This window comes from Xanthomonas sp. F1, from assembly GCF_014199855.1.
Genome location: NZ_JACHOK010000006.1, coordinates 83,383 through 103,931 on the forward strand (window position 1 = coordinate 83,383; position 20,549 = coordinate 103,931).

Here is a 20,549-nt window from a genome sequence, read left to right on the forward strand (position 1 = left end):
GCCGGTGGACGCAGCACCCGATGTTCCGCAGTACGCAATCGTTCTGTTGACCGCGCACTAACAAGCTCATGGACGAGCTCGGTTGACCCAGGCGGCCGCGATGGCCGTACCTCAACCTCAAGGAGTTACACGAGATGGCACGCGATTACACCAAGGCAGAGAATCTCGACATCATCGAGCGGGAAGCCAGGCAGCGGCAGATTCCGGTCGACGATTTCATGCGCTTCGCCTACATCGAAACCGGCGGCCGCTTCGACGAGCAGGCCAGCCGCGGTCCCAACAGCGCCAAGGGCCTGTTCCAGTTCACCCCCGGCGCCGCCAGCGCCTACGGCATCCGCGGCCGCGAACTCGACGCGGTGGCCAACACCGATGCCGCCGCGCGCATGTACCAGGACAACCGCAACAGCCTGACCCGCCAGCACGAGCGCGACGGCCGCGCCTACCTGTCCGGCAACGCGCAGCCCGACGGCCTGGACATGTACATGGCGCACCAGCAGGGCGCCGGCGGCTACCGCTCGATCCAGGCCGCGATCGCCACCGGCCACTTCGAGCTGAAAGGCACCCGCGCCAACATCCTCAACAACGTCCCCGGTGAAAAGGACGCACAGGGCGCACGCCAGTTCCAGGCCTACACCGGTACCTCGCTGGCCGACTTCAAGAAGCTGTCCGACCAGGACATGGCCAAGGCCTTCGTGAAGTACTGGGACGCCAAGTACGACCACATCGCGATTCCGGAAAAGGGCATCAAGCCGCTTGCCGAGGGCCAGGCCGCGCCGGCGCCCGCGCGCACGCCGGCGCACGCCGGCGGCAAGCCGGGCGGCCATGACGGCATCGCGCTCAGCGCCGCCTATGACCTGGGCGTCAAGCACGACGACGTGCAGTACGCGATCAACGTCAAGAGCAGCAAGTACTACCACCCCGGGGTGGACGGCAAGCATCTGTCGCAGGGCTATATCGACTGTTCCGGCTGGGTGACCGAGCTGCAGAACGCGACGATGAACGAGATCAACCGCAAGGCCGGCCGCGACGTATTCACCCAGAAGGACATGCTGGTGCAGGGCATGACCGGCTCCGGCGAGATCGTCAAGAAGGCTTACGACAGCTCCGGCGTGCTGCTGGAGGGCAAGGACGTGTTCAAGCCCGGCGCGCTGAAGGAAGGCATGGTCATCGGCGTGGATTCGGGCAAGACCGCGCACGAGCACTGGAAGGGCATCGACCACATCATGATGGTCGTGCGCGATCCCAAGAGTGGCGAGCTGCTGGTCAGCCAGTCCACCGGCAGCAAGGGCGTCAACACCATGCCGCTGGACGACTACCTGGCCACGCATCAGAACGCCAAGCTGTTCGCCTCCGATCCGCTGGCCAAGGGTCGCGACCTGCTGCAGGACCGCCAGCAGACCCAGGCGCAGAGCCAGGGCACGCAGGAGCCGCGCACGGCGCTGAAGCCGGGCGAGCAGGGCGCCGACGTCAAGGCGATGCAGCAGCGGCTGATCGAACTGGGCATCAAGGACGACCAGGGCAAGCTGCTCAGCGGCACCGGCTACTACGGCGATCGCACCAAGGAAGTGGTCGCCAACCTGCAGCGCGAGAAGGGCCTGGCGCCGACCGGCATCGCCGACAAGGCCACCCTGGAGGCGATCGCCAAGCAGCCCGCGCCGGCCAAGGCGGAGGCTTCGGCGCTGACCGACAACCCGCTGTACAAGCAGGCCATGGACCATCTGCAGAAGCAGGGACCCAACGGTGGCTTCAAGAGCGCCGAAGAAATGCAGCGCGCCGCCGGCCAAGTGGCGTTCGAGGCCAAGGTGAGCGGGATGAACCGCATCGACGACCTGGTGCTCAGCGGCGACCGCCGCGGCCTGATCGCCGTGCAGCGCAATCCCGACAATCCGCACGACGTCAATCGCGCCTACGTGGACAAGCAGCAGGCTGCGGCGGTGCCGCTGGAGCGCAGCCAGCAGCAACTGGCCGCCGAAACCCAGCGGCAGGCGCAGGAACAGCAGCAGCCGGATCCGCAGCGCGAGAAGACCCAGGCGCCGCGCTGATCGGCCTGGCGGTAACGGCTGCCGTCGCGCGTTGCGCGGCGGTGGTCGTGCATGGAGATGTCGATCGCTGCGGAAGACCGCCGTGCATGCGCCGACGCGACATTGCCCAACGCCGGCCAAACGCCATTACCCTCCATCGCCTTGCGCGATGGACAGCGCGCGCAACGATCGATTAGAACCTCGCCTTTCCGCTCGCGCAAACGACAAGGACGCAATCCGACCATGGCCATCGCCAAGGCTTTCCAACGCTCTTCCCTGCTGCTGTTGTGCGTGGCCACCGCCGCCTGCAGTGCGCCGTCCTCCACGCCCAGCCAGGCGCAGGCGCCGGCCGCTCCGGCGGCGGACACTGCGACCGCAGCATCCCCTGCCGTCGCGCACGATGCCGGCACCCAGGCCGATGCGGGCACGGCCACGCCGGCCGCCGCGCCGGCGGAGGCGCCCACCGCTTCAGGAGATTCCCCCGTGCTGCGACCGTCCTACGACACCTGCATCACCGCCGCCGGCGGCGCGACCCCGGCGATGCTGGAGTGCATTTCCGACGAACACGCCTATCAGGACCAGCGCCTCAACACCGCCTACAAGGCGGCGATGGCCAAGCTCGGCGAAGCCGAACAGCACGCGCTGCGCGAACGGCAGCGCAAGTGGATCGCCGAGCGCGACGAAAAGTGCGTCGCCGATCCGGACGGCGGCCAGGCCGAGCGTGTGGATGCGGCCGAATGCCGGCTGGAAATGACCGCGCACCGCGCCGACGAACTCGAAGCGCACTGATTTCACCCCTGTATCGAACCCGACGCGCGGCGCCTTCCTCGCCGCGCGTCCAGACAAGGAGATCGCAATGAGCGACAAGGATTGGGAACTGGGCCAGACCTCCAAGCACTACGAGACCGGCGGCCGCGGCGCGTCGACCGTGTCCTCCGGCATCGACGACCCGGGCGGCGTGTCCTACGGCTCGTACCAGATGACCTCGCAGACGACCACCCGTGAGGGCAAGGTCATCAACGGCGGCACCGTCGCCGCGTTCGTCAAGGACAGCAAGTACAGCGACGACTTCGCCGGCCTCAAGCCGGGTTCGGACGCGTTCAGCGCCAAGTGGAAGGAACTGGCCAAGACCGACGCCACCTTCGGCCAGGAACAGCACGACTACATCAAGCGCACCCACTTCGACAAACTGGTCGACCGGCTCAAGGACAATGGCATGGACCTGTCCGACCGTGGCCCGGCGGTGCAGGATGCGATGTGGAGCACCGCGGTTCAGTACGGCCCCGGCAGCGACAAGAAGCCGGGCGGCTCGGGCGTTTTCCTGCGCGCCGTGGAAGAGAAGTTCGGCAAGCAGGCGGATCTGTCCAAGATTTCCGACAAGGAGATCGTCAGCGCGGTGCAGGACTACAAGGCCGAGCACGTCAAGGAACTGTTCCCGCGCGTGCACAAGCAGAAGACCCTGGACTCGCTGGAGAACCGCGCCGAGAACGAAAAGGCCGACCTGCTCAAGCTGGCCGACCTCGGCAAGACCGTGGCCAAGCCCGGCGAGCAGCGCGACCCGCACACTGCGCCGAAGCCGCAGGACAATCATCGCGAGCCGGCCGCGCACGGCAGCGTGCTCGCGCGCAATGCGCAGGGCGAGGCGGTGAAGGGCCTGCAGGACAAGCTGGCCACGCTCGGCTACCTGGAGGCCAAGGATGCGATCGGCACCTACGGCCCCAAGACCGAAGCGGCGGTGGAGAAGTTCCAGCGCGACCAGCACCTGAAGGGCGTGGACGGCAAGGCCGGCCCGGAGACGCTGGGCGCGATCGACCGCAGCGTGCAGCGGCAGCAGGGTGTGGAGCAGCTGCGGCGCGACAGCCCGCTGTTCGACCAGGCGGTCGCGCAGTTGGAAAAGCAGGGGCGCAACGGTGGCTACGGCGACCGCGAGTCCATGCAGCGTGCGGCCGGGCAGTTGGCGTTCGAGGCCAAGGTCAGCGGCATGTCGCGGATCGATGATCTGGTCGCCAGCACCGATGGCCGCGGCATGATCGCGGTGCAGCGCAATCCGGAGAACGCGCACGACGTGCATCGCGCCTATGTCGATCGCCAGCAGGCGGCGACCGTGCCGCTGGAGCAGAGCCAGCAGCAACTGGCGGCCGAGACCCAGCGCCAGGCCCAGGAGCGGCAGGTGCAGGACCAGCAGCGCACCCAGACCCAGGCACAGGCTCCCGGGCGCTGAGGCACGCCGCGCACGGCGGTCATCGGCACGTGCCGGTGGCCGCCGTGCATCGCGCGGTTCCCAGATCGCGTATCGCACGCTGCGCAGCGCGACGGGACAGCGGCGACGGCCATGGCCTATGCTGCGCACATGCCGCATGACCGCCGCTCCCGCCGCCATTGCTCCTCGCGCTTCTTGCGTGCGCATGGCGTGCTGCGCGCGCTAAGCCTGGCATTCGCGCTCGTCGTCGCGTCCATTGCGCTCGCCGCGGAACCGACCACCTCGCCGGCGACCACGCCGGCGCAAGCGGGACTGGTCGATGTGCACACGCTCGCGCCGGACATTGCGATGGACATCCGCTATGCCGGCCACGACAACTTCACCGGGCGTCCGGTGCCGGGCTACGAGGCGCCCAAGTGCTATCTGCTGGCGCCGGCCGCGAAGGCCTTGGCGCAGGTGCAACGCGACCTGCAGGCCAAGGGCTACCGCCTGCAGGTGTTCGACTGCTATCGGCCGCAGCGGTCGGTGCGTGCCTTCGTCGCCTGGGCCCGCGACCCGCAGGATCAGGTCGCCAAGGCGCGCTACTACCCGAAGCTGGAAAAAAGCGTGCTGCTCGGCGACTACATCGCCGAGCACTCCGGACATAGCCGTGGCGCCACCGTCGACCTGGGCTTGCTGGACTGCCGCCAGGGCGCTTGCCGCGCAGTGGACATGGGCACCGGCTTCGACTTCTTCGACCCCAGCGCGCACACCGACACGCCGGCCATCGACGCCACCCAGCGCGCGCATCGTCAGCAGCTGTTGAAAGCGATGGCGGCGCGCGGCTTCGTCAACTACCCGATGGAATGGTGGCACTACACCTTCCAGCCCGAGCCCAGCCCCGGCGTCGCCTTCGACGTGCCGGTGCGCTAGCGCCTCCTCGCCTTCGCCACGGACCACCCATGACCGGCACGCACCAGTTCGTCGACCTGCAATGCCCTTATTGCGGCGAATGGATCGACGTCGCCCTGGATCCGTCGGTGGACGTGCAGCAGTACGTGGAGGACTGCCAGGTGTGCTGCAAGCCGATGCTGATGACGGTGCGCTGGGACGAGGACGGCGCGCCGGTGGTGAGCGCGATCGCCGAAAACGACGGTTGATCCGCTGGGCGGCACCCGGGTGCGCTTGGCCGACGCCTGTGGCGGGCAGTGCTGCACGCGCTCGCCGATCGCCTGCACGGCGACCCGCAACACCCTCTAGACTTGCGGCCTTGCCGACCGAGGACACCCGATGAACCTGCCGCTGCACTTCGGCCTGCTGGGCTCGCTGGAAGCCGGGCTGATCGCCTTGGCGGTCGGTTTCCTGGTGTATGCGCTGTGGCAGTGGCTGGGCCGGCGGCTGGGCTGGTCCGAGGGCCAGCAACTGGGCGGCGCCTGCCTGATCGCGGTGGCGGTGTCGGCTGGCATCGATTGCTGGAACCTGTTCTACATCAGCATCGTGCGCCTGGAGTCGCCGCTGTACGCGCGCATCGCCCTGGCCAGCATCCACGATCCGGACGAACTGGGCTCGCGGGTGGTGCTGGAAGTGGCCGGCGCACTCTCCGGTGTGGCCTTGGCGTGGATCGTATTCAGGGCGCGTTCAAACGAAAACGCCGGCGACGGCGGTCACGAAACACGCTGAAACAGACGTTTTCTTTCTGCAATCCAAACGTCTCGAAGGAGTCCCTTACCGCGTGCTCACCGGTCCGTAACCAGTGCCGTAGCGCGCTGCGCGGACGCCGTGGTTAACGAAGCGTTTTGCGGCATTTTTCGACAGGGAATGGATTCAGTCTGAGAACGGCACGGTAGCGCTGTGTTCCGGAATCGACCGGAACCGAAATGCCACACCGAGAGCCAAGGAGAATCCACCCATGAACATTCGCACCCGCACCCCGCTGATCGGTACCGCCGCCATCCTCGCCGCCGCGTTGGCCCTGCCGGCGTTCGCCCAGGACGCGCAGGCCGATGCCGCCGCGCAGGCGCAGACGCAGTCGTCCACCAGCGCCACCGGCCAGAGCGGGCAGGCCGGCGCGGCCTCGGGCGGCGCCCAGACCTGGGCCGACGTCGACGCCGACAAGGACGGCGCCATCAGCAAGCAGGAGGCGCAGGTCAACGCCGGCCTCAGCCAGATCTTCGCGCAGGCCGATGCCAATCACGACGGCAAGCTGACCCCGGACGAATACAAGGCCTACGTCGCCAAGCAGCAGGGCGGCGCCGCAACCGGCAGCGACAGCAACGGCGGCCAGTAACGGGAGCGGTGCCGGCAGCGGCGGTCGCGCGGCGATGAGGACGCGCACCGTCTTGCCGGGACCGAACTTCCGGTGCACCCCCTCGAATGGCGGTGCATCCGGATCCTCCACCACGACGGCGGCCCATGGCCGCCGTCATGCGTTGTGCAGCGGGGCGGCGCGTGTCGTCTGCGGGTCGGAACGCGCTGCTATGCTTGGCGGATGATGCCGACGCCTACCGCCTTGCGCTCCTCTCCCATCGCCCTGGTCGGTTTCGACGGCGACGACACGCTGTGGAAGAGCGAGGATTATTACCGCGACGCCGAGGCCGCGTTCGAAGCCATCCTCGGCCAGTATCTGGACCTGCGCGACGCCCGCACCCTGCAGCATCTGCTGGCGGTGGAGCGCCGCAACCTGGCGGTGTTCGGCTATGGCGTGAAGGGCATGACCCTGTCGATGATCGAGGCGGCGATCGAGCTGACCGAGGCGCGCATTTCCGCGCGCGATATCGGGCGCATCGTCGAGATCGGCCGCAGCACCCTGCAGCATCCGGTGGAGGTGATCGCCGGCGTGCGCGAGGCGGTGGCGGCGATCGCCGCCGAGTTCGAGATCGTGCTGATCACCAAGGGCGACCTGTTTCACCAGGAGGCCAAGATCGAACAATCCGGGCTGGGCGACCTGTTCCCGCGGATCGAAGTGGTGTCGGAAAAGGACCCGAAGACCTACGCCAAGGTGCTGTCCGAGTTCGGCATCGGTGCCGAGCGCTTCGTGATGATCGGCAATTCGCTGCGTTCGGACGTGGAGCCGGTGATCGCGCTCGGTGGCTGGGGCATCCACACGCCATATACCACCACCTGGGCGCACGAGGCCGAGCACGGGCTGTCGGCCGACGAACCGCGCCTGCGCGAAGTGGCCACAGCCGCGGACTGGCCGCAGGCGGTGGCGGATCTCAACCGGCATGCGGCGAGTCTGCCGCCGGCCTGAGCGGGCCCCGCGTCCAGCGACATTGAGAGGCCCGGACCGATCTCGCCTGGTAGGAGCGGCTTCAGCCGCGACCGGGTCTTCGCGATGGAGCCCGGTCGCGCTGAAGCCGCTCCTACAGGACAGCCCCCGAGAGCACGATTAGCCGTGACGAGATCTTCCCGGTAGAACCGTGGTCGCTGCTGAAGCCGGTTCTACGAAAGGGGGCGATTGCGCTCTGCGTGTTCTCTTTAGCTTGCTGTCGCACTGTGTTGATCGCTGCGGCGACCAGCGCCATGCAACGATCCCATGCCGACGCGATGCTGCCGGCAGTCGTCGATGCGCATGCAACTCCTCGTTCGCTTCGCTGCGCCGCAAACGCGTTGCGGTGCGCGACGGCACGCTCCTGTCCAACAGCGCCGGCTGCCAGACCGCCGAGCCGCGCTGCGCACACGCCGGCTGGCTCCTGGCTCACGCGCGCTGACAGCGCCGGCCGCCTCCGGCAGAATCGACGCATGCGCTTATTTCCGCCCTCTGCCGGTCTGCTCCTGTGCACCGCCCTGTGCACTGCCGGCCCGGCCGTGGCGCAGGGTGCGGCGACGCCTGCGCGCGCGTCTGCCGCCGGAGCCACCGACGCCGCACCGGTGGACGCGCCCGGCACCGACGATGCCTGGATCGATCGCCAGTTGCTGGACATCGACCGCTACGCCGCGCGCTACCCCGACAGCTTCCTCGACGAGGTCGCGCGCTATGCGCAGATGCCGCGTGGCTACGCCGAGGTCCTGCTGCGCGAGCGGCGCTGGCCGCCGCGCGATGTCTATGTCGCCGCGTTCCTGGCCAAGGCCGCGGGGCGTCCGTACCGCGAGGTGGTGCGCGCACGCACGGCCGCCGGCGTGCCGGCCGGCTGGGCGGCGGTGGCGACGGGGCTGGACGCGCCGCCCGGCTCGCTGGCCTACCGCGCGCTGCGCCATGCCATCGTCGCCAGCTACGACCACTGGGACCGGCCGATCGTGCTGGACGCGCTGCTGCGCCGGCAACTGGGCGACCGCGCCGCCCGCGACCGCGCCGCGGCACAGCCGCAGGACGGGTCTACGCGCTCGCAATAAGCGCGGTGCAGCACGACGACACAGCGGCCGCCTGCACGCGCGCCCATGGCGTTGCGCGAATCTTCCATTGTCCTGCACGGCGACGCGGGATGCAGGCAGGCACCGGTGTGCATCAACGTCAGCGCGTACTAGCCCCTCTCCCCCGGGAGAGGGGTTGGGGTGAGGGCCGGGGCGCGCAGCGCCTCACGCAGTGTGGGTGCACGAGGCTGCGCCCGTACCCTCATCCGCCCCTGCGGGGCACCTTCCCCCAAAAAGGGGGCCGTGGTCCCGGCGGGAGACGGAGACAGCGGTGCCGGCCACTCCCGTGCCGCACCGGTACGCGCCGCCACCCATTCACCCACACTGGCCGTGCCGCCGCCGCGGCGCGAGAATAAGCGTTCTGCCGGTCCTGCCACCGGCGCCACCGCCGCTCCGGACCGCCCGATGACCAACGCCTTCGTTTCGCCCGACGCTATCCGCAGCCTGTTCGCGCAGGCCATGTCCGACATGTACCGCACCGAGGTGCCGCTGTACGGCACGCTGATGGAGCTGGTGGCGCAGGTCAATACGCAGACCCTGGCCGCGGACCCGGCACTGGAGGCGCAGCTGCAGCGCAACGACGAACGCGCGCGCCTGGACCAGGAACGGCATGGTGCGATCCGTGTCGGCACTGCCGAGGAACTGGCGACGCTGCGCCGCCTGTTCGCGGTGATGGGCATGGCGCCGGTGGGCTATTACGACCTGTCGGTGGCCGGTGTGCCGGTGCACTCCACCGCGTTCCGTCCGCTGGATGCCGCGGCGCTGGCGCGCAATCCGTTCCGCGTGTTCACCTCGCTGCTGCGGCTGGAGCTGATCGAGGACCCGGCGCTGCGCGAACAGGCGGCGCAGATCCTCGCCAAGCGGCGCATCTTCACCGACGGCGCGCTCGCGCTGATCGCGCAGTGCGAACGCGATGGCGGCCTGGCCGACGCCGATGCGCAGCGTTTCGTTGCCGAGGCGCTGGAGACCTTCCGCTGGCACAGCGATGCCACCGTGAGCCTGCCGACCTACCGCGCGCTGAGCGAGGCGCACAAGCTAATCGCCGACGTGGTCAGCTTCCACGGCCCGCACATCAATCACCTGACCCCACGCACCCTCGACATCGACGCCGCGCAGGCGGAGATGCTGCGCCGTGGCATCGACGCCAAGGCGGTGATCGAAGGCCCGCCGCGCCGCGCCTGCCCGATCCTGTTGCGCCAGACCAGCTTCAAGGCGCTGGAGGAAACCGTGCGCTTCCCCGCCGGCACGGACGGCGCCGAGGCCGGCACCCACACCGCGCGGTTCGGCGAGATCGAACAGCGCGGCCTGGCCCTGACGCCGAAGGGCCGCGCGCTGTACGACGCGCTGCTGGAACGCGCGCGTGCGGCCGAGGGCAGCGCCGGCGCGGACTACGCCACGCGCCTGCAGGCCGCCTTCGCCGATTTCCCCGACGACTACGCCACGTTGCGCGGCGAGGGCCTGGGCTATTTCCGCTACGCGCTGACCGACGCCGGTCGCGCCGCGGGTGCCGCTGCCCTGGCCGGCAAACCGGCCGAAGCGCTGATCGCCGATGGCCTGGCCAGCGCCGACCCGATCGTCTACGAGGATTTCCTGCCGGTCAGCGCCGCCGGCATCTTCCAGTCCAACCTCGGTGGCGGCGAACAGCGCGCCTACGCCGCGCACGCCAACCGCGCCGCGTTCGAGCAGGCGCTGGGGGCGACGGTGCACGACGAGTTCGCGATCTACGCCGGTATCGAGCGCGATTCGCTGCAGACGTTGGCGGGTTGAAGCGGGGAGTGGGGAATGGGGATTGGGGAATCGCAACGGCGGTTTCCCATCGTCGTGTTCCCACATGCACACCGATCTGGCGGTGCATCGTGAGAGGGACTGCTGGCTCGACGGTGTCCGAAGACAGCGGTCCTCACACCGCCGCGCGTCGCGGCTGAAGCCGCTCCCACAAGGGCGCGGTCGGTTTGGTGGCTGCACTGTGGGAGGGACTTCAGTCCCGACAGTGTCCGAAGGCGATCAACCCGCACACCACCGCGTGTCGCGGCTGAAGCCGCTCCTACGAGGGCCCGGTCGGTGTGGTGATGCATTGTGGGAGGGACTTCAGTCCCGCCTGCGTCCGAAGGCGATCAACCCGCACACCACCGCGCGTCGCGGCTGAAGCCGCTCCTACGAGGGCCCAGTCGGTGTGGTGATGCATTGTGGGAGGGACTTCAGTCCCGACAGTGTCCGAAGGCGATCAACCCGCACACCACCGCGCGTCGCGGCTGAAGCCGCTCTCGCAACGACGCGGCCGACGCAGATGCCGTCCCCGCGCGGCTTACCCCGCGTAACGCGCCTTGAGCATGGCGTACGCCGAGCGCAGCGCCAGCGCTTCGCCGCCGGCGGGGCGGCCGGGGCGGTCGCTGTCGTTCCAGGCGTACACGTCCAGATGCGCCCAGGCCTGCCGTGCCGGCACGAAGCGCTCCAGATACAGGGCGGCGGTGACCGCGCCGGCCATACGCGAGCCGGCGTTGGCCAGATCGGCGACCGAGCTGGTCAGGTAGCGCAGGTAGGGGCGCCACAGCGGCATGCGCCAGACCGGGTCGCGGGTGCGCTCGCCGGCGGCGATCCAGGCCTGCGCCAGGGTGTCGTCGTTGCAGAACAGCGCCGGCAGGTCCGGGCCCAGGGCGATGCGCGCGGCGCCGGTCAGGGTGGCGAAATCCAGGATCGCGTCGGGGCGCTGCTCGCCGGCGTAGGCCAGCGCATCGCACAGCACCAGACGACCTTCGGCGTCGGTGTTGTCGATCTCCACACTGGTGCCCTGGCGGGTGGCGATGACCTCGCCGGGGCGGAACGCGTTCGGACCGACCGCGTTCTCCACCGCCGGCAGCAGCACGGTCAGCCGCAGCGGCAGGCGTTGCGCCATCACCAGCCCGGCCAGCGCCAGCGCATGCGCGGCGCCGCCCATGTCCTTCTTCATGTTGCGCATGCCGTCGGCCGGCTTCAGGTCCAGGCCGCCGGTGTCGAAGCACACGCCCTTGCCGACGAGGGCCACGTGCGGGTGCGCCTCCTCGCCCCAGCGCAGCACCAGCAACCGCGGCGCGCGGTGCGAGGCGCGGCCGACCGCGTGGATCGCCGGGAAATTCTGCTCCAGCAGCGCGTCGCCGACGATGCTCTCGAACTGCGCGCCGTGCTCCTGCGCGATCGCGCGCGCGGCGTCTTCCAGTTGCTCCGGCCCCATGTGCTCGGTCGGCGTATTGACCCAGTCGCGTACGCGCAGGCTGGCAGCGATCAGGTCGCGCACTTCGGCCTGCGGCGTGGCCAGCAACTGCGCCGGCAGCCGCGCCGGTTGCTTGTAGCGGGCGAAGCGGTAGCTGCCCAGGCCCCAGCCCAGGTGCAGCGCCGCCAGCGCGTCGGCGTCCAGCGCCGTCTCCACCCGCCAGGTGCTGCTGGCCGGCAGCGCGTACGGCGCATGCGCATAGGCATACGCATCGCCGCGATCGCCGACACCCAGCACGGCGGCGGCCACGCCGTCGGCGCCCGGCAGCAGCAGCACGCTGCCCGGCGCGGCCATGAACTGCTGGGTGTCCATCCACGCCGCCCAGGCCGGCGATTGCGCCGCGCGCCATTCGGCCAGGTGCTCGCGGTCCAGCACGTACAGCGGCAGCGCGTGGGAAGAGGCGTCGGTGAAGCCGGTCGGCAGGGACATCAGCGGATCCTTGGAAGAGGGAGGTGGCCGGCGCGCCAGCGCGCGCGGGTCATGCACGCGCGAAGGCCGGCTGGGTCGCGTCCAGCCAGTCGGCCAGGCCGGTGAGGGTGTCGAAGTGCAGGTCGGGCGGGGTCGGCGGATGCCAGGCCTGCGCGTCGCGGTTGATCCAGCAACCGCGCAGGCCGGCCTGCATCGCGCCGACCACGTCGATCTCGATGTGGTCGCCCACGTGCAGCACCTGCGCACAGGGCAGGCCCAGGCGCGCGCAGGCGGCGCGGAAGATGCCCGGGTCCGGCTTGGCCGCGCCGTGCTCGCGGGCGCTGAGCTGGAAGGCGAAATGCCGGTCCAGCCCGATCGTCGCCAGGTCGGCGTTGCCGTTGCTCAGCGCCACTACCGGCACGCGCGCGGCGATGCGCTCCAGCGCGGCGATGCTGTCGGGATAGCACTCCACCTGGTTGCGTGCGGCGTGGAACACCGCATAGGCCGGTTCCAGCAAGGCCGGGTCGGCGTCGCTCTCGTGCAGTGCGCGGCGCAGCGTCAGCCGGCGCAGTTCGCTGAGGTCGTGGTGCAGGTGCGGATGCGCGGCGAACACCTCTTCGCGCAACTGCCGCATCGCCGCGACCGGGAAGCGCGTGGCGGTGGCCGGGCTGTGCTGCAGCAGCCAGTCGTGGAGCACCTGCTCGATGCGCGCGCCGATCGGCGCGAACGGCCACAGCGTGTCGTCCAGATCCAGCGTGATCGCGCGGACGGGGAAAGAGGGCATGGAAGTCACCGGCGCATTTTACGCCAAGCGCTGATACCCCTGCGTCCCACGCCCGGTAGACAGCACGCGCGCTTCCGCCAATCCCCAATCCCGACTCCCCAATCCCCGCCTCACTCCAGCAACCGCGCCCAGCGCTGCATGCCCTCCACCCGCGCCAGCACCATCTTGATGCACACCAGCAGCGGCACCGCCAGCAGCAGGCCGATCATGCCCCACAGCCAGCCGAACAGCATCAGCGCCAGGATCAGCATCAGCGGCGAGATGGCCATGCGCCGGCCGAGCACGATCGGGGTCACCACCTGGCCTTCCAGGGTGTGCAGGGCCAGGTACAGGATCGCCGGCAGCGACGCGCTCAGCGGATCGCGGAAGGCGACGAAGCCCATCAGCAGCATCAGCACCGCGCCGATCAGCGGCCCCACGTACGGCGCGAAGTTCAGCAGCGCCACCACCGTGCCCCACAGCAACGCTTCCTGCGGCGGGATCTTCAGCACGATCAGGATGCCGGCGAAGACCAGGCCGACCAGCGTATTGATCACGGTGATGGTCAGGACGTAGCGCGAGACCTCGCGTTCGATCGAGCGCAGGATCTCGGTGGTGAACTTCTGCTGCTGGCGACTGGGCAGCAGCGCGATCGCATGGCGTTGCAGGTTCTCGCCGAACACCATGAAGAAGAACGTCAGCAGCACCACCGCCAGCGCCGAGGCGGCCAGCCGCGGCGTCCGCACCAGCGCCTTGTACGGATCGTCCATCTGCGTGCGGATCACCTGCACGCGGCGCCCACTCTCGCCGCCGGCGGCGCGGGCGAAGTTCTCCGCGGCCTGGTTGGCCTGCTGCATCGGCTTGGTCAGGTCGCGCACCTGCGTGGCGAGGTGACGCAACTGCGCCGGCGCCTGCTGCGCCCACTCGGCCGCAGGTCCGGCCAGTTGCACGGTCAGCGTCGTCGCCACCGCCATGCCCGACAGCAACACCAGCAGTGCGGCCAGGAAACGCGGCAGGTACAGCCGTTGCAGCCCGCGCAGGATCGGGTTGCCGACCAGGGCGAAGAAGGCGGACAACAGGATCGGCAGGATCACGTCCTGCGCCGCCCACAGCGTGTAGCAGACTGCCAGCGTCGCCAGCACCACCAGCGAGACCGGCCCGCGTGGGCGCGGGGCGGGCGGCGGCGGCAGGGCGCCGTGCGGCGCGTCGTCGGCGACGGCCGCGGGATCGGGAACTGTACTCATTGGACCTGCGAGACGGTGGCCGCGGCACGCGCCGCGGGGCACGCGCCGAGCGGCGTCGGAACGGAAGCGAAGTGTAGGCCGGATCGTGGCCGGGGCGGTATCAAGACCGCGTGGCCGCCGCGTGCGCGCGGCGTAGCGGCGCCGTAATCACACCCGGCTGTGGAGTCCGTCGTAGGAGCGGCTTCAGCCGCGACAGGCGTTACCTGGAACGCCCGTCGCGGCTGAAGCCGCTCCTGCACCGGCGCTCTATGTGCCTGCCGCAGGCGCCCTAGCGCTCGGACAGGTCGGTCGCCGCTTCCGCGGCGGCGGGGTGCCCGGGGCGCGAGGCCGTCGACGGCCGCACCGGCTGCGGACGAGCGGCGGATGGGGGGACCGATGTGGCGGGCGGCGTCTGGGTAGCTGCATCCACCGCCGCATCCTGTGCCGTGTCCGCAGCCTCTTCTGCATCGTCGGAGGCGCGCTCGGCGTCGTCGGACGCGCTCTTGGCGGTGGTGGCATTGATCAGGCTGGAAACCGCGCTGAGCATCTGCAGCCAGCGCGCGCCGCCGAGCTTGCCGACCACCGCGGCCGGTTCGGCGCGCCCGACCAGGAAGCCGGTGCCGAGGCCCACGATCACGATCCGCCACGGCGTCCAGCCTTCGCGCCAGACCTGCTGCAGGGTCGTCCAATGCGTGCGTACCTGCTCCTGGCGTCCTTCCAGCACCGATTCGGCGCGGGCGATGCGATGCTGCAACTGCCGCAGGGTCATGGCGTGGCCTCGCGCTTGGCGACGTCGTCGTCGCTGTCCTCGTCGTCGCCGCCGATGCCCAACTTGGCCAACTGGCGGCGGGTGGCGTCGAGCTTGCTCATGTCGAAGTAGCGCAACGCCTGCCAGGCGCCGAGCGCGGTGACCACCAGGCTGAAGGCGGCGGTCGCCGAGATCGACGCCAGCCACGACCAGCCCATGCGCTGCAGCAAGGCGATCATCGCGCCCATCAGCAGCAACCATGCCGAGGCGCCGAACGCCACCGACACGGTCAGCCACACCAAGGCCCGCGCCAGCGCGGCGCGGGCCAGGGCAAAGTCCGCGGCCACCAGCTTGCGCAGCGCGCGGCCGGTGTCCAGGGTGGCGGTCAGCCCTTCGCGTCCGGCCGTGCCGAGCGCGCGGAAGGAGTCCTCCAGCGACGGTGCGGCCGCGGCGTCCGCCGCGGCGCCGTCGGCGCGGGCCTGCTCGTCGCTCACGCGCGGCTTACTTGTCGCCGCCGCTGCGCGCCAGCTTGGCGATGATCCAGCCGGTGGCGAAGGCCACGCCAAACGAGGCCAGCGGGCGCTCGCGGATCAGTTCGGCAGCGCTGTCGATCAGGTCGCGGCCCTTGTCCAGCAGCACGTCCACCTGCTCCTTCGCCGCCGCGCCGCCGAACTCGGCCGCCGCCAACCCGGACAGGGCGCTGTCGGACAGCTCGGCCTTGACGTTGGCCTTGCCCAGCTTCAGTTCCTCGCCGGCGGCACCGGCAGCGCCCTTGATGGCGTCGCCGGCATAGCTGGCCGCGGACTTCAGGTGCGCGCCGGCTTCGCTCAGGTTGTCCTTGAGGTTCTCGGTATTGGTCGGGCTGGCATTCATGGGCATGTCTCCTCTGGGGTTTGGGGGCCTGCCGTCCGCCATTGCGGACGCTGCGCAGAACGGGGGCGACACCAATACCATCGGTGGGGTGTACGGGGTGTTAGCTCGTCGCCACAGGCGATGGGCCATAGTGTCGGCGCTCGCCGGCGCGTCGCCAAGAGCGGCCAACAAAAGGACTGCGCAGCCACCAGGCAGGCGCGGACGGTGCTCGGAATCCTCATGTACCACTCGTACACTGCGGTTCCTCCGCGCCGCCCGCACCTACCCGGCGGCTGCTCGCGACGTTCTGTCAGCCACTCTAAAGTCCCGGAGGAACTGCAATGCACGCCTACGGCAACCGAAGCGGCCATGCCGGGGTGGTGGCCTACGACAGTGGCCCGGACTGGATCGTGCTGCGTTTTGCCGATGGCGCCACCTACCGTTACGACCGCCAGCATCCCGGCCTGCTCCACGTCATGGAGATGCAGCGCCTAGCGGCCGCCGGGCGCGGCCTCACCACCTATCTCAACCAGCACGTGCGCGACGACTACGCCGCGCGCCTGGCCTGAGCGCCGCGGTTACTGCATGACCAGGTCGGCCTGCGCGCCGCCGCGGACCACGCGCAGCACCAGCTGCGCCGGCTTGCGCGCGAAATTGGCGCGGTAGCTGGCCAGGTCGGCGAACTCGCCGACCGAAGCGGCCACCACGATGTCGCCGCCGGCCAGGCCGTTGCGCGCAGCGCGGCTGCCGCGCGCCACGTTGCCGATCAGCACGCCGGAAATGCCGGACTGGCGCAGCGATTCGGGCAGGTCGGTGAAGGTGGCGCCGCTCAGCCGCGGGTCCAGCGACTCGCCGCTGACCGCGCGCGGCTGTTCCTTGAGCGTGGTCTTGAGCTGCAGCGGCTTGCCGTCGCGGCGCACGTCCAGGGTCACGGTGCTGCCCACCGGCTGCAGGCCCTCGTAGTTGTGCAGGGCCTCGGCGCTGTCCAGGCGCTCGCCGTTGGCGCCGGTGATCACGTCGCCAGGCTGCAGCCCGGCGGCCGCGGCCGACGAGCCGGCCAGCACCCGCGTCACCAGCGCGCCGCGCGGCGCCGACAGGCCCAGGCCCTGCGCCATCTGCGTGGTCAGGTTCTGCGTCTCGATGCCGAAAGTGCCGCGGATCATCACCCCGTTGTTCTTGATCAACTGGTCGACCACCGCGCGCGCCAGGTTCGACGGGATCGCCAGGCCCAGGCCGATGTTGCCGGCCATGCTGCCCTGCGGGTTGAAGCTGGCGGTGTTGATGCCGACCAGTTCGCCGCGCAGGTCCACCAGCGCGCCGCCGGAGTTGCCCGGGTTGATCGAGGCGTCGGTCTGGATGAAGTTCTGGTAGCCCAGGCCGCGGATGCCGTTGCGGCCCATCGCCGAGACGATGCCGGAGGTGACGGTCTGGGTGAAGCCGAACGGATTGCCGATGGCCGCGACGAAATCGCCCACGCGCAGCTTGTCGCTGTCGCCCAGGCGGATCTCGGTGAGGTTGTCGGCCTTGATCCGGATCAGCGCGATGTCGGTGTCCGCGTCCGAGCCCATGAACTCGGCCTTGAAGCTGCGCCCGTCGGCCAGGGTCACCTGCACGTCGTCGGCGTTCTCCACCACGTGGTGATTGGTCAGCACGTAGCCGTTCTTGGCGTCGATGATCACGCCCGAACCGAGCGACTCGTTGATGCGCTCCTGCGGAATGTCCGGGAACAGGCGGCGCAGGATCGGGTCGTTGAAGAACGGATTGCGCACCCGCACCACCTGCTTGGTGTTGATGCTCACCACCGCCGGCATCACCTTCTGCAGCATCGGCGCCAGCGACGGCAACGGTTCGCCGGCCACCGAGGAGGGCAGGCGCGCGGCCCCGGACAGCGGCGGCGCCGCCGCGACCGGCGCGGCCTCGGCACGGTTGTCCAGTTGCGCGTTGATCGCGGTGGCGGCGAAACCGCCGAAGGCAGCGGCGGCGGTCAGGGTCAGCAGCGTGGGCAGCGGTCGCATGGGTGGGTTTCCGGGGAACGCGGGAGACGTGGGGCAGATGGGCGCGCGTGCGCGTAAATCAAGATGAACGCGCGGCGTTTAACCGCCAGTGAAAGCAGTCCGGCACCGCTTGCGCAAGGCTGCGCCGAGGCCCCGCACGCGCCGCGCATCGAGGGTGCGTGACCGCCGCGCGATGACGTTGACAGTGAGCCTGCCCGGCGTTAGCGTTCACGCTGCCGCAGCCACTACATGTAGCGGTATCGCATCGGTACAGCACTAGACGTAGGGTTTTCTTCACCGGGACTTCACATCCAGGGGCGCGCTCGGCGGTGCATGGCGGGACGGAGACAGGGAAGGTCACGAATTCAGGGGAATGTCGATCGGTCGAGGGCAGCCGCCGCGTGCGCTGCCGCGATCGTCTCTGCCGTGCAGCGCAAGTGCGATATAGACAAGACTCACGGCGGATGACCACCCATCCGCCCCATCGGGACAGGTTCGAGGAGAACACAGCAGAATGAGTACGGTGCGCCTGGAAGTCGTCCAGACCGGATCCAAGCACGACCCCATCCCGATGCAGCCGGCGTCGCAGGACATCTGGGACAAGAAGTATCGGCTCAAGACCAAGCAGGGCGAGCCGCTGGATGCCGACATCGACGGGACCTACCTGCGCGTGGCCCGGGCCCTGGCCGATGCCGAGGTCGGCGAGGAGCAGCGTGCCTACTGGTTCGAACGTTTCGCCTGGGCGCTGCGCCGCGGCGCGATCCCGGCCGGGCGCATCACCTCCAATGCAGGCGCGCAGGAACACAAGCCGGCCACCAGCACGATCAACTGCACCGTGTCCGGCACCATCACCGACTCGATGGACGGCATCCTGGAGAAGGTCCACGAGGCCGGGCTGACCCTCAAGGCCGGCTGCGGCATCGGCTACGAGTTCAGCACGCTGCGCCCGCGCGGTGCGTTCGTGGCCGGCGCCGGCGCCTACACCTCCGGGCCGATGTCGTTCATGGATATCTTCGACAAGATGTGCTTCACCGTGTCCTCGGCCGGCGGCCGTCGCGGCGCGCAGATGGGCACCTTCGACGTGTCCCATCCGGACGTGAAGGACTTCATCCGCGCCAAGCGCGAGGACGGGCGCCTGCGCCAGTTCAACCTGTCGCTGCTGATCACCGACGGCTTCATGCAGGCGGTGGAGCAGGACGCCGACTGGCCGCTGGTGTTCCCGGTGAACCGCAAGGAAGAGGGCGACATCGACCTGGCCGACGCCAGCGCGGTGGTGTGGCGCGACTGGCCCACGCACAAGGACTACATCGTGCGCGACGATGGCCTGGTCGCGTGCAAGGTGTACGGGCACATCCGCGCCCGCCACCTGTGGGACATGATCATGGTCTCCACCTACGACTACGCCGAGCCGGGCTTCATCCTGATCGACCGCGTCAACGAAATGAACAACAACTGGTGGTGCGAGAATATCCGCGCGACCAACCCCTGCGGCGAGCAGCCGCTGCCGCCCTACGGCGCCTGCCTGCTTGGCTCGATCAACCTCACCACCTTCGTGCGCGAGCCGTTCACCGAGCGCGCCCGCTTCGACTGGGAGGAATACAAGGAAGTGGTGCGGGTGTTCACCCGCATGCTCGACAATGTGGTCGAGGTCAACGGCCTGCCGCTGCAGCAGCAGCGCGACGAGATCATGCGCAAGCGCCGCCACGGCATGGGCTTCCTCGGCCTGGGCTCGACCATGACCATGCTGCGGATGAAGTACGGCAGCGCCGCCTCGTGCGAGTTCACTGAGTCCATCGCCCGCGAGATGGCCGTGGCCGGCTGGGAGACCGCGCTGTCGCTGGCCAAGGAGAAGGGGCCGGCGCCGATCATGCAGGAGACCTTCGAGGTCACCGCGGCGATGCTGCGGCAGCGCCCGGAGATGGCCCGCGACGGCTGGCGCGTCGGTGAGCGCATCGAGGGCCGGCTGTTGCACGCCAAGTACAGCCGCTACATGCAGCGCATCGCCGAGGTGGCGCCGGCGCTGGTCGAGGAGCTGGCCGAAGTGGGCGCGCGCTTCACCCACCACAGCTCCATCGCCCCCACCGGCACCATCTCGCTGAGCCTGGCCAACAACGCCTCCAACGGCATCGAGCCGAGCTTCGCCCACCACTACAGCCGCAACGTGATCCGCGAGGGCAAGAAGAGCAAGGAGAAGGTGGACGTGTTCTCCTTCGAGCTGCTGGCCTACCGCCACCTGGTCAACGCCAAGGCGATGCCGTTCGCCGAGGACGCCGCAGCGCGCCTGCCGGACTACTTCATCGCCGCCGACGACATCCACCCCAAGGAACACGTGGATGTGCAGGCCGCCGCGCAGAAGTGGGTGGACAGCTCCATCTCCAAGACCGCCAACGTCCCCACCGACTATCCCTACGAGCAGTTCAAGGACATCTACCGCTACGCCCACCAGCAGGGGCTGAAGGGCTGCACGACGTTCCGCTTCAATCCGGCCGCCTTCCAGGGCGTGCTGGTGAAAGAAGCGGACTTGGAGAACACCACCTACCGCTTCGAGCTGGAAGACGGCAGCGTGGTCGAGGTCAAGGGCAACGAACAGATCGAATACGACGGCGAGATGCACACCGCCGCCAACCTGTTCGATGCGCTGAAAGAAGGGTATTACGGCAAGTTCTGACGCCGTCCCGTCTCCCCCTTCGCGCCGGCGGAGGGGAGGGCGGCGATGGGAGCCTCGGAAGTGCGGCGCGCCGCGCTTCCCCAACGCTTCCCCACC

The 20,549-nt window shown here is 69.4% G+C and carries 19 protein-coding genes and 1 other RNA gene; 13 read left to right on the plus strand and 7 right to left on the minus strand.

Features of this window, described 5'->3' with window-relative positions; genetic code table 11:
- Nucleotides 1-134 precede the first annotated feature (134 nt).
- The 10 genes from GGR71_RS14150 (at nucleotide 135) to hglS (ending at nucleotide 10,317) form a co-directional block, all read left to right on the plus strand.
- Nucleotides 135-2,042 (plus strand): peptidoglycan-binding protein, encoded by a 1,908-nt coding sequence (locus tag GGR71_RS14150; protein ID WP_160957760.1) that lies wholly within the window; start codon nucleotides 135-137, stop codon nucleotides 2,040-2,042.
- Between the two features lie 222 nt (nucleotides 2,043-2,264).
- The gene (locus tag GGR71_RS21110; protein ID WP_237474255.1) at nucleotides 2,265-2,810 is read left to right on the plus strand and encodes a lysozyme inhibitor LprI family protein; all 546 of its coding nucleotides are present in this window, start codon (nucleotides 2,265-2,267) and stop codon (nucleotides 2,808-2,810) included.
- Between the two features lie 67 nt (nucleotides 2,811-2,877).
- The gene (locus GGR71_RS14160) at nucleotides 2,878-4,242 is read left to right on the plus strand and encodes a peptidoglycan-binding domain-containing protein (protein WP_160957757.1); all 1,365 of its coding nucleotides are present in this window, start codon (nucleotides 2,878-2,880) and stop codon (nucleotides 4,240-4,242) included.
- A 129-nt stretch (nucleotides 4,243-4,371) separates the two neighbouring features.
- Nucleotides 4,372-5,133: a M15 family metallopeptidase gene (locus GGR71_RS14165; protein WP_237474254.1), complete on the plus strand. Its 762-nt coding sequence runs from the start codon at nucleotides 4,372-4,374 to the stop codon at nucleotides 5,131-5,133.
- Nucleotides 5,134-5,162: 29 nt separating this feature from the next.
- Nucleotides 5,163-5,360 carry a CPXCG motif-containing cysteine-rich protein gene (locus GGR71_RS14170; RefSeq protein WP_048489613.1) on the plus strand — a complete coding sequence of 66 codons (198 nt, stop codon included), beginning with the start codon at nucleotides 5,163-5,165 and terminating at the stop codon, nucleotides 5,358-5,360.
- Between the two features lie 130 nt (nucleotides 5,361-5,490).
- Nucleotides 5,491-5,880: a hypothetical protein gene (locus GGR71_RS14175; RefSeq protein WP_160957755.1), complete on the plus strand. Its 390-nt coding sequence runs from the start codon at nucleotides 5,491-5,493 to the stop codon at nucleotides 5,878-5,880.
- A 229-nt stretch (nucleotides 5,881-6,109) separates the two neighbouring features.
- Nucleotides 6,110-6,487, plus strand: a complete 378-nt coding sequence (locus GGR71_RS14180; RefSeq protein WP_048489615.1) for an EF-hand domain-containing protein — start codon at nucleotides 6,110-6,112, stop codon at nucleotides 6,485-6,487.
- Nucleotides 6,488-6,691: 204 nt separating this feature from the next.
- Nucleotides 6,692-7,450: an HAD family hydrolase gene (locus GGR71_RS14185; protein WP_160957919.1), complete on the plus strand. Its 759-nt coding sequence runs from the start codon at nucleotides 6,692-6,694 to the stop codon at nucleotides 7,448-7,450.
- 491 nt (nucleotides 7,451-7,941) lie between these two features.
- The gene (locus GGR71_RS14190; protein WP_160957752.1) at nucleotides 7,942-8,532 is read left to right on the plus strand and encodes a hypothetical protein; all 591 of its coding nucleotides are present in this window, start codon (nucleotides 7,942-7,944) and stop codon (nucleotides 8,530-8,532) included.
- Between the two features lie 423 nt (nucleotides 8,533-8,955).
- Nucleotides 8,956-10,317, plus strand: coding sequence for a 2-oxoadipate dioxygenase/decarboxylase HglS (gene hglS / locus GGR71_RS14195; RefSeq protein ID WP_160957750.1), 1,362 nt, complete (start codon nucleotides 8,956-8,958; stop codon nucleotides 10,315-10,317).
- Nucleotides 10,318-10,855: 538 nt separating this feature from the next.
- Here the strand turns inward: hglS and GGR71_RS14200 are convergent.
- The 6 genes from GGR71_RS14200 to GGR71_RS14225 form a co-directional block, all read right to left on the minus strand.
- Nucleotides 10,856-12,226 (minus strand): M17 family metallopeptidase, encoded by a 1,371-nt coding sequence (locus GGR71_RS14200; RefSeq protein ID WP_184452062.1) that lies wholly within the window; start codon nucleotides 12,224-12,226, stop codon nucleotides 10,856-10,858.
- A 49-nt stretch (nucleotides 12,227-12,275) separates the two neighbouring features.
- Nucleotides 12,276-12,989, minus strand: a complete 714-nt coding sequence (locus GGR71_RS14205; RefSeq protein WP_160957744.1) for an HAD family hydrolase — start codon at nucleotides 12,987-12,989, stop codon at nucleotides 12,276-12,278.
- Between the two features lie 110 nt (nucleotides 12,990-13,099).
- Nucleotides 13,100-14,212 carry an AI-2E family transporter gene (locus GGR71_RS14210; RefSeq protein ID WP_048489619.1) on the minus strand — a complete coding sequence of 371 codons (1,113 nt, stop codon included), beginning with the start codon at nucleotides 14,210-14,212 and terminating at the stop codon, nucleotides 13,100-13,102.
- 268 nt (nucleotides 14,213-14,480) lie between these two features.
- Nucleotides 14,481-14,960 (minus strand): hypothetical protein, encoded by a 480-nt coding sequence (locus GGR71_RS14215; protein WP_048489620.1) that lies wholly within the window; start codon nucleotides 14,958-14,960, stop codon nucleotides 14,481-14,483.
- On the minus strand, nucleotides 14,957-15,433 hold the full coding sequence (locus GGR71_RS14220) for a phage holin family protein (RefSeq protein WP_160957738.1): 477 nt from the start codon (nucleotides 15,431-15,433) through the stop codon (nucleotides 14,957-14,959). The genes GGR71_RS14215 and GGR71_RS14220 overlap by 4 nt, the downstream gene beginning before the upstream one ends.
- A 7-nt stretch (nucleotides 15,434-15,440) precedes the next feature.
- On the minus strand, nucleotides 15,441-15,812 hold the full coding sequence (locus GGR71_RS14225) for a hypothetical protein (RefSeq protein WP_010340149.1): 372 nt from the start codon (nucleotides 15,810-15,812) through the stop codon (nucleotides 15,441-15,443).
- A 219-nt stretch (nucleotides 15,813-16,031) separates the two neighbouring features.
- On the opposite strand from GGR71_RS14225, the gene GGR71_RS14230 reads away from it, so the two are divergent.
- Both GGR71_RS14230 and GGR71_RS14235 read left to right on the plus strand, forming a co-directional pair.
- A non-coding RNA gene (locus GGR71_RS14230) (sX9 sRNA) lies at nucleotides 16,032-16,107 on the plus strand.
- Between the two features lie 25 nt (nucleotides 16,108-16,132).
- The gene (locus GGR71_RS14235) at nucleotides 16,133-16,360 is read left to right on the plus strand and encodes a hypothetical protein (protein ID WP_160957736.1); all 228 of its coding nucleotides are present in this window, start codon (nucleotides 16,133-16,135) and stop codon (nucleotides 16,358-16,360) included.
- A gap of 9 nt (nucleotides 16,361-16,369) precedes the next feature.
- On the opposite strand, the gene GGR71_RS14240 is transcribed toward GGR71_RS14235, so the two are convergent.
- Nucleotides 16,370-17,806: a Do family serine endopeptidase gene (locus GGR71_RS14240; RefSeq protein WP_048489623.1), complete on the minus strand. Its 1,437-nt coding sequence runs from the start codon at nucleotides 17,804-17,806 to the stop codon at nucleotides 16,370-16,372.
- 493 nt (nucleotides 17,807-18,299) lie between these two features.
- Between GGR71_RS14240 and GGR71_RS14245 the strand changes: the two genes are divergently transcribed.
- Nucleotides 18,300-20,453, plus strand: coding sequence for an adenosylcobalamin-dependent ribonucleoside-diphosphate reductase (locus GGR71_RS14245; RefSeq protein WP_160957733.1), 2,154 nt, complete (start codon nucleotides 18,300-18,302; stop codon nucleotides 20,451-20,453).
- Nucleotides 20,454-20,549: the final 96 nt, after the last annotated feature.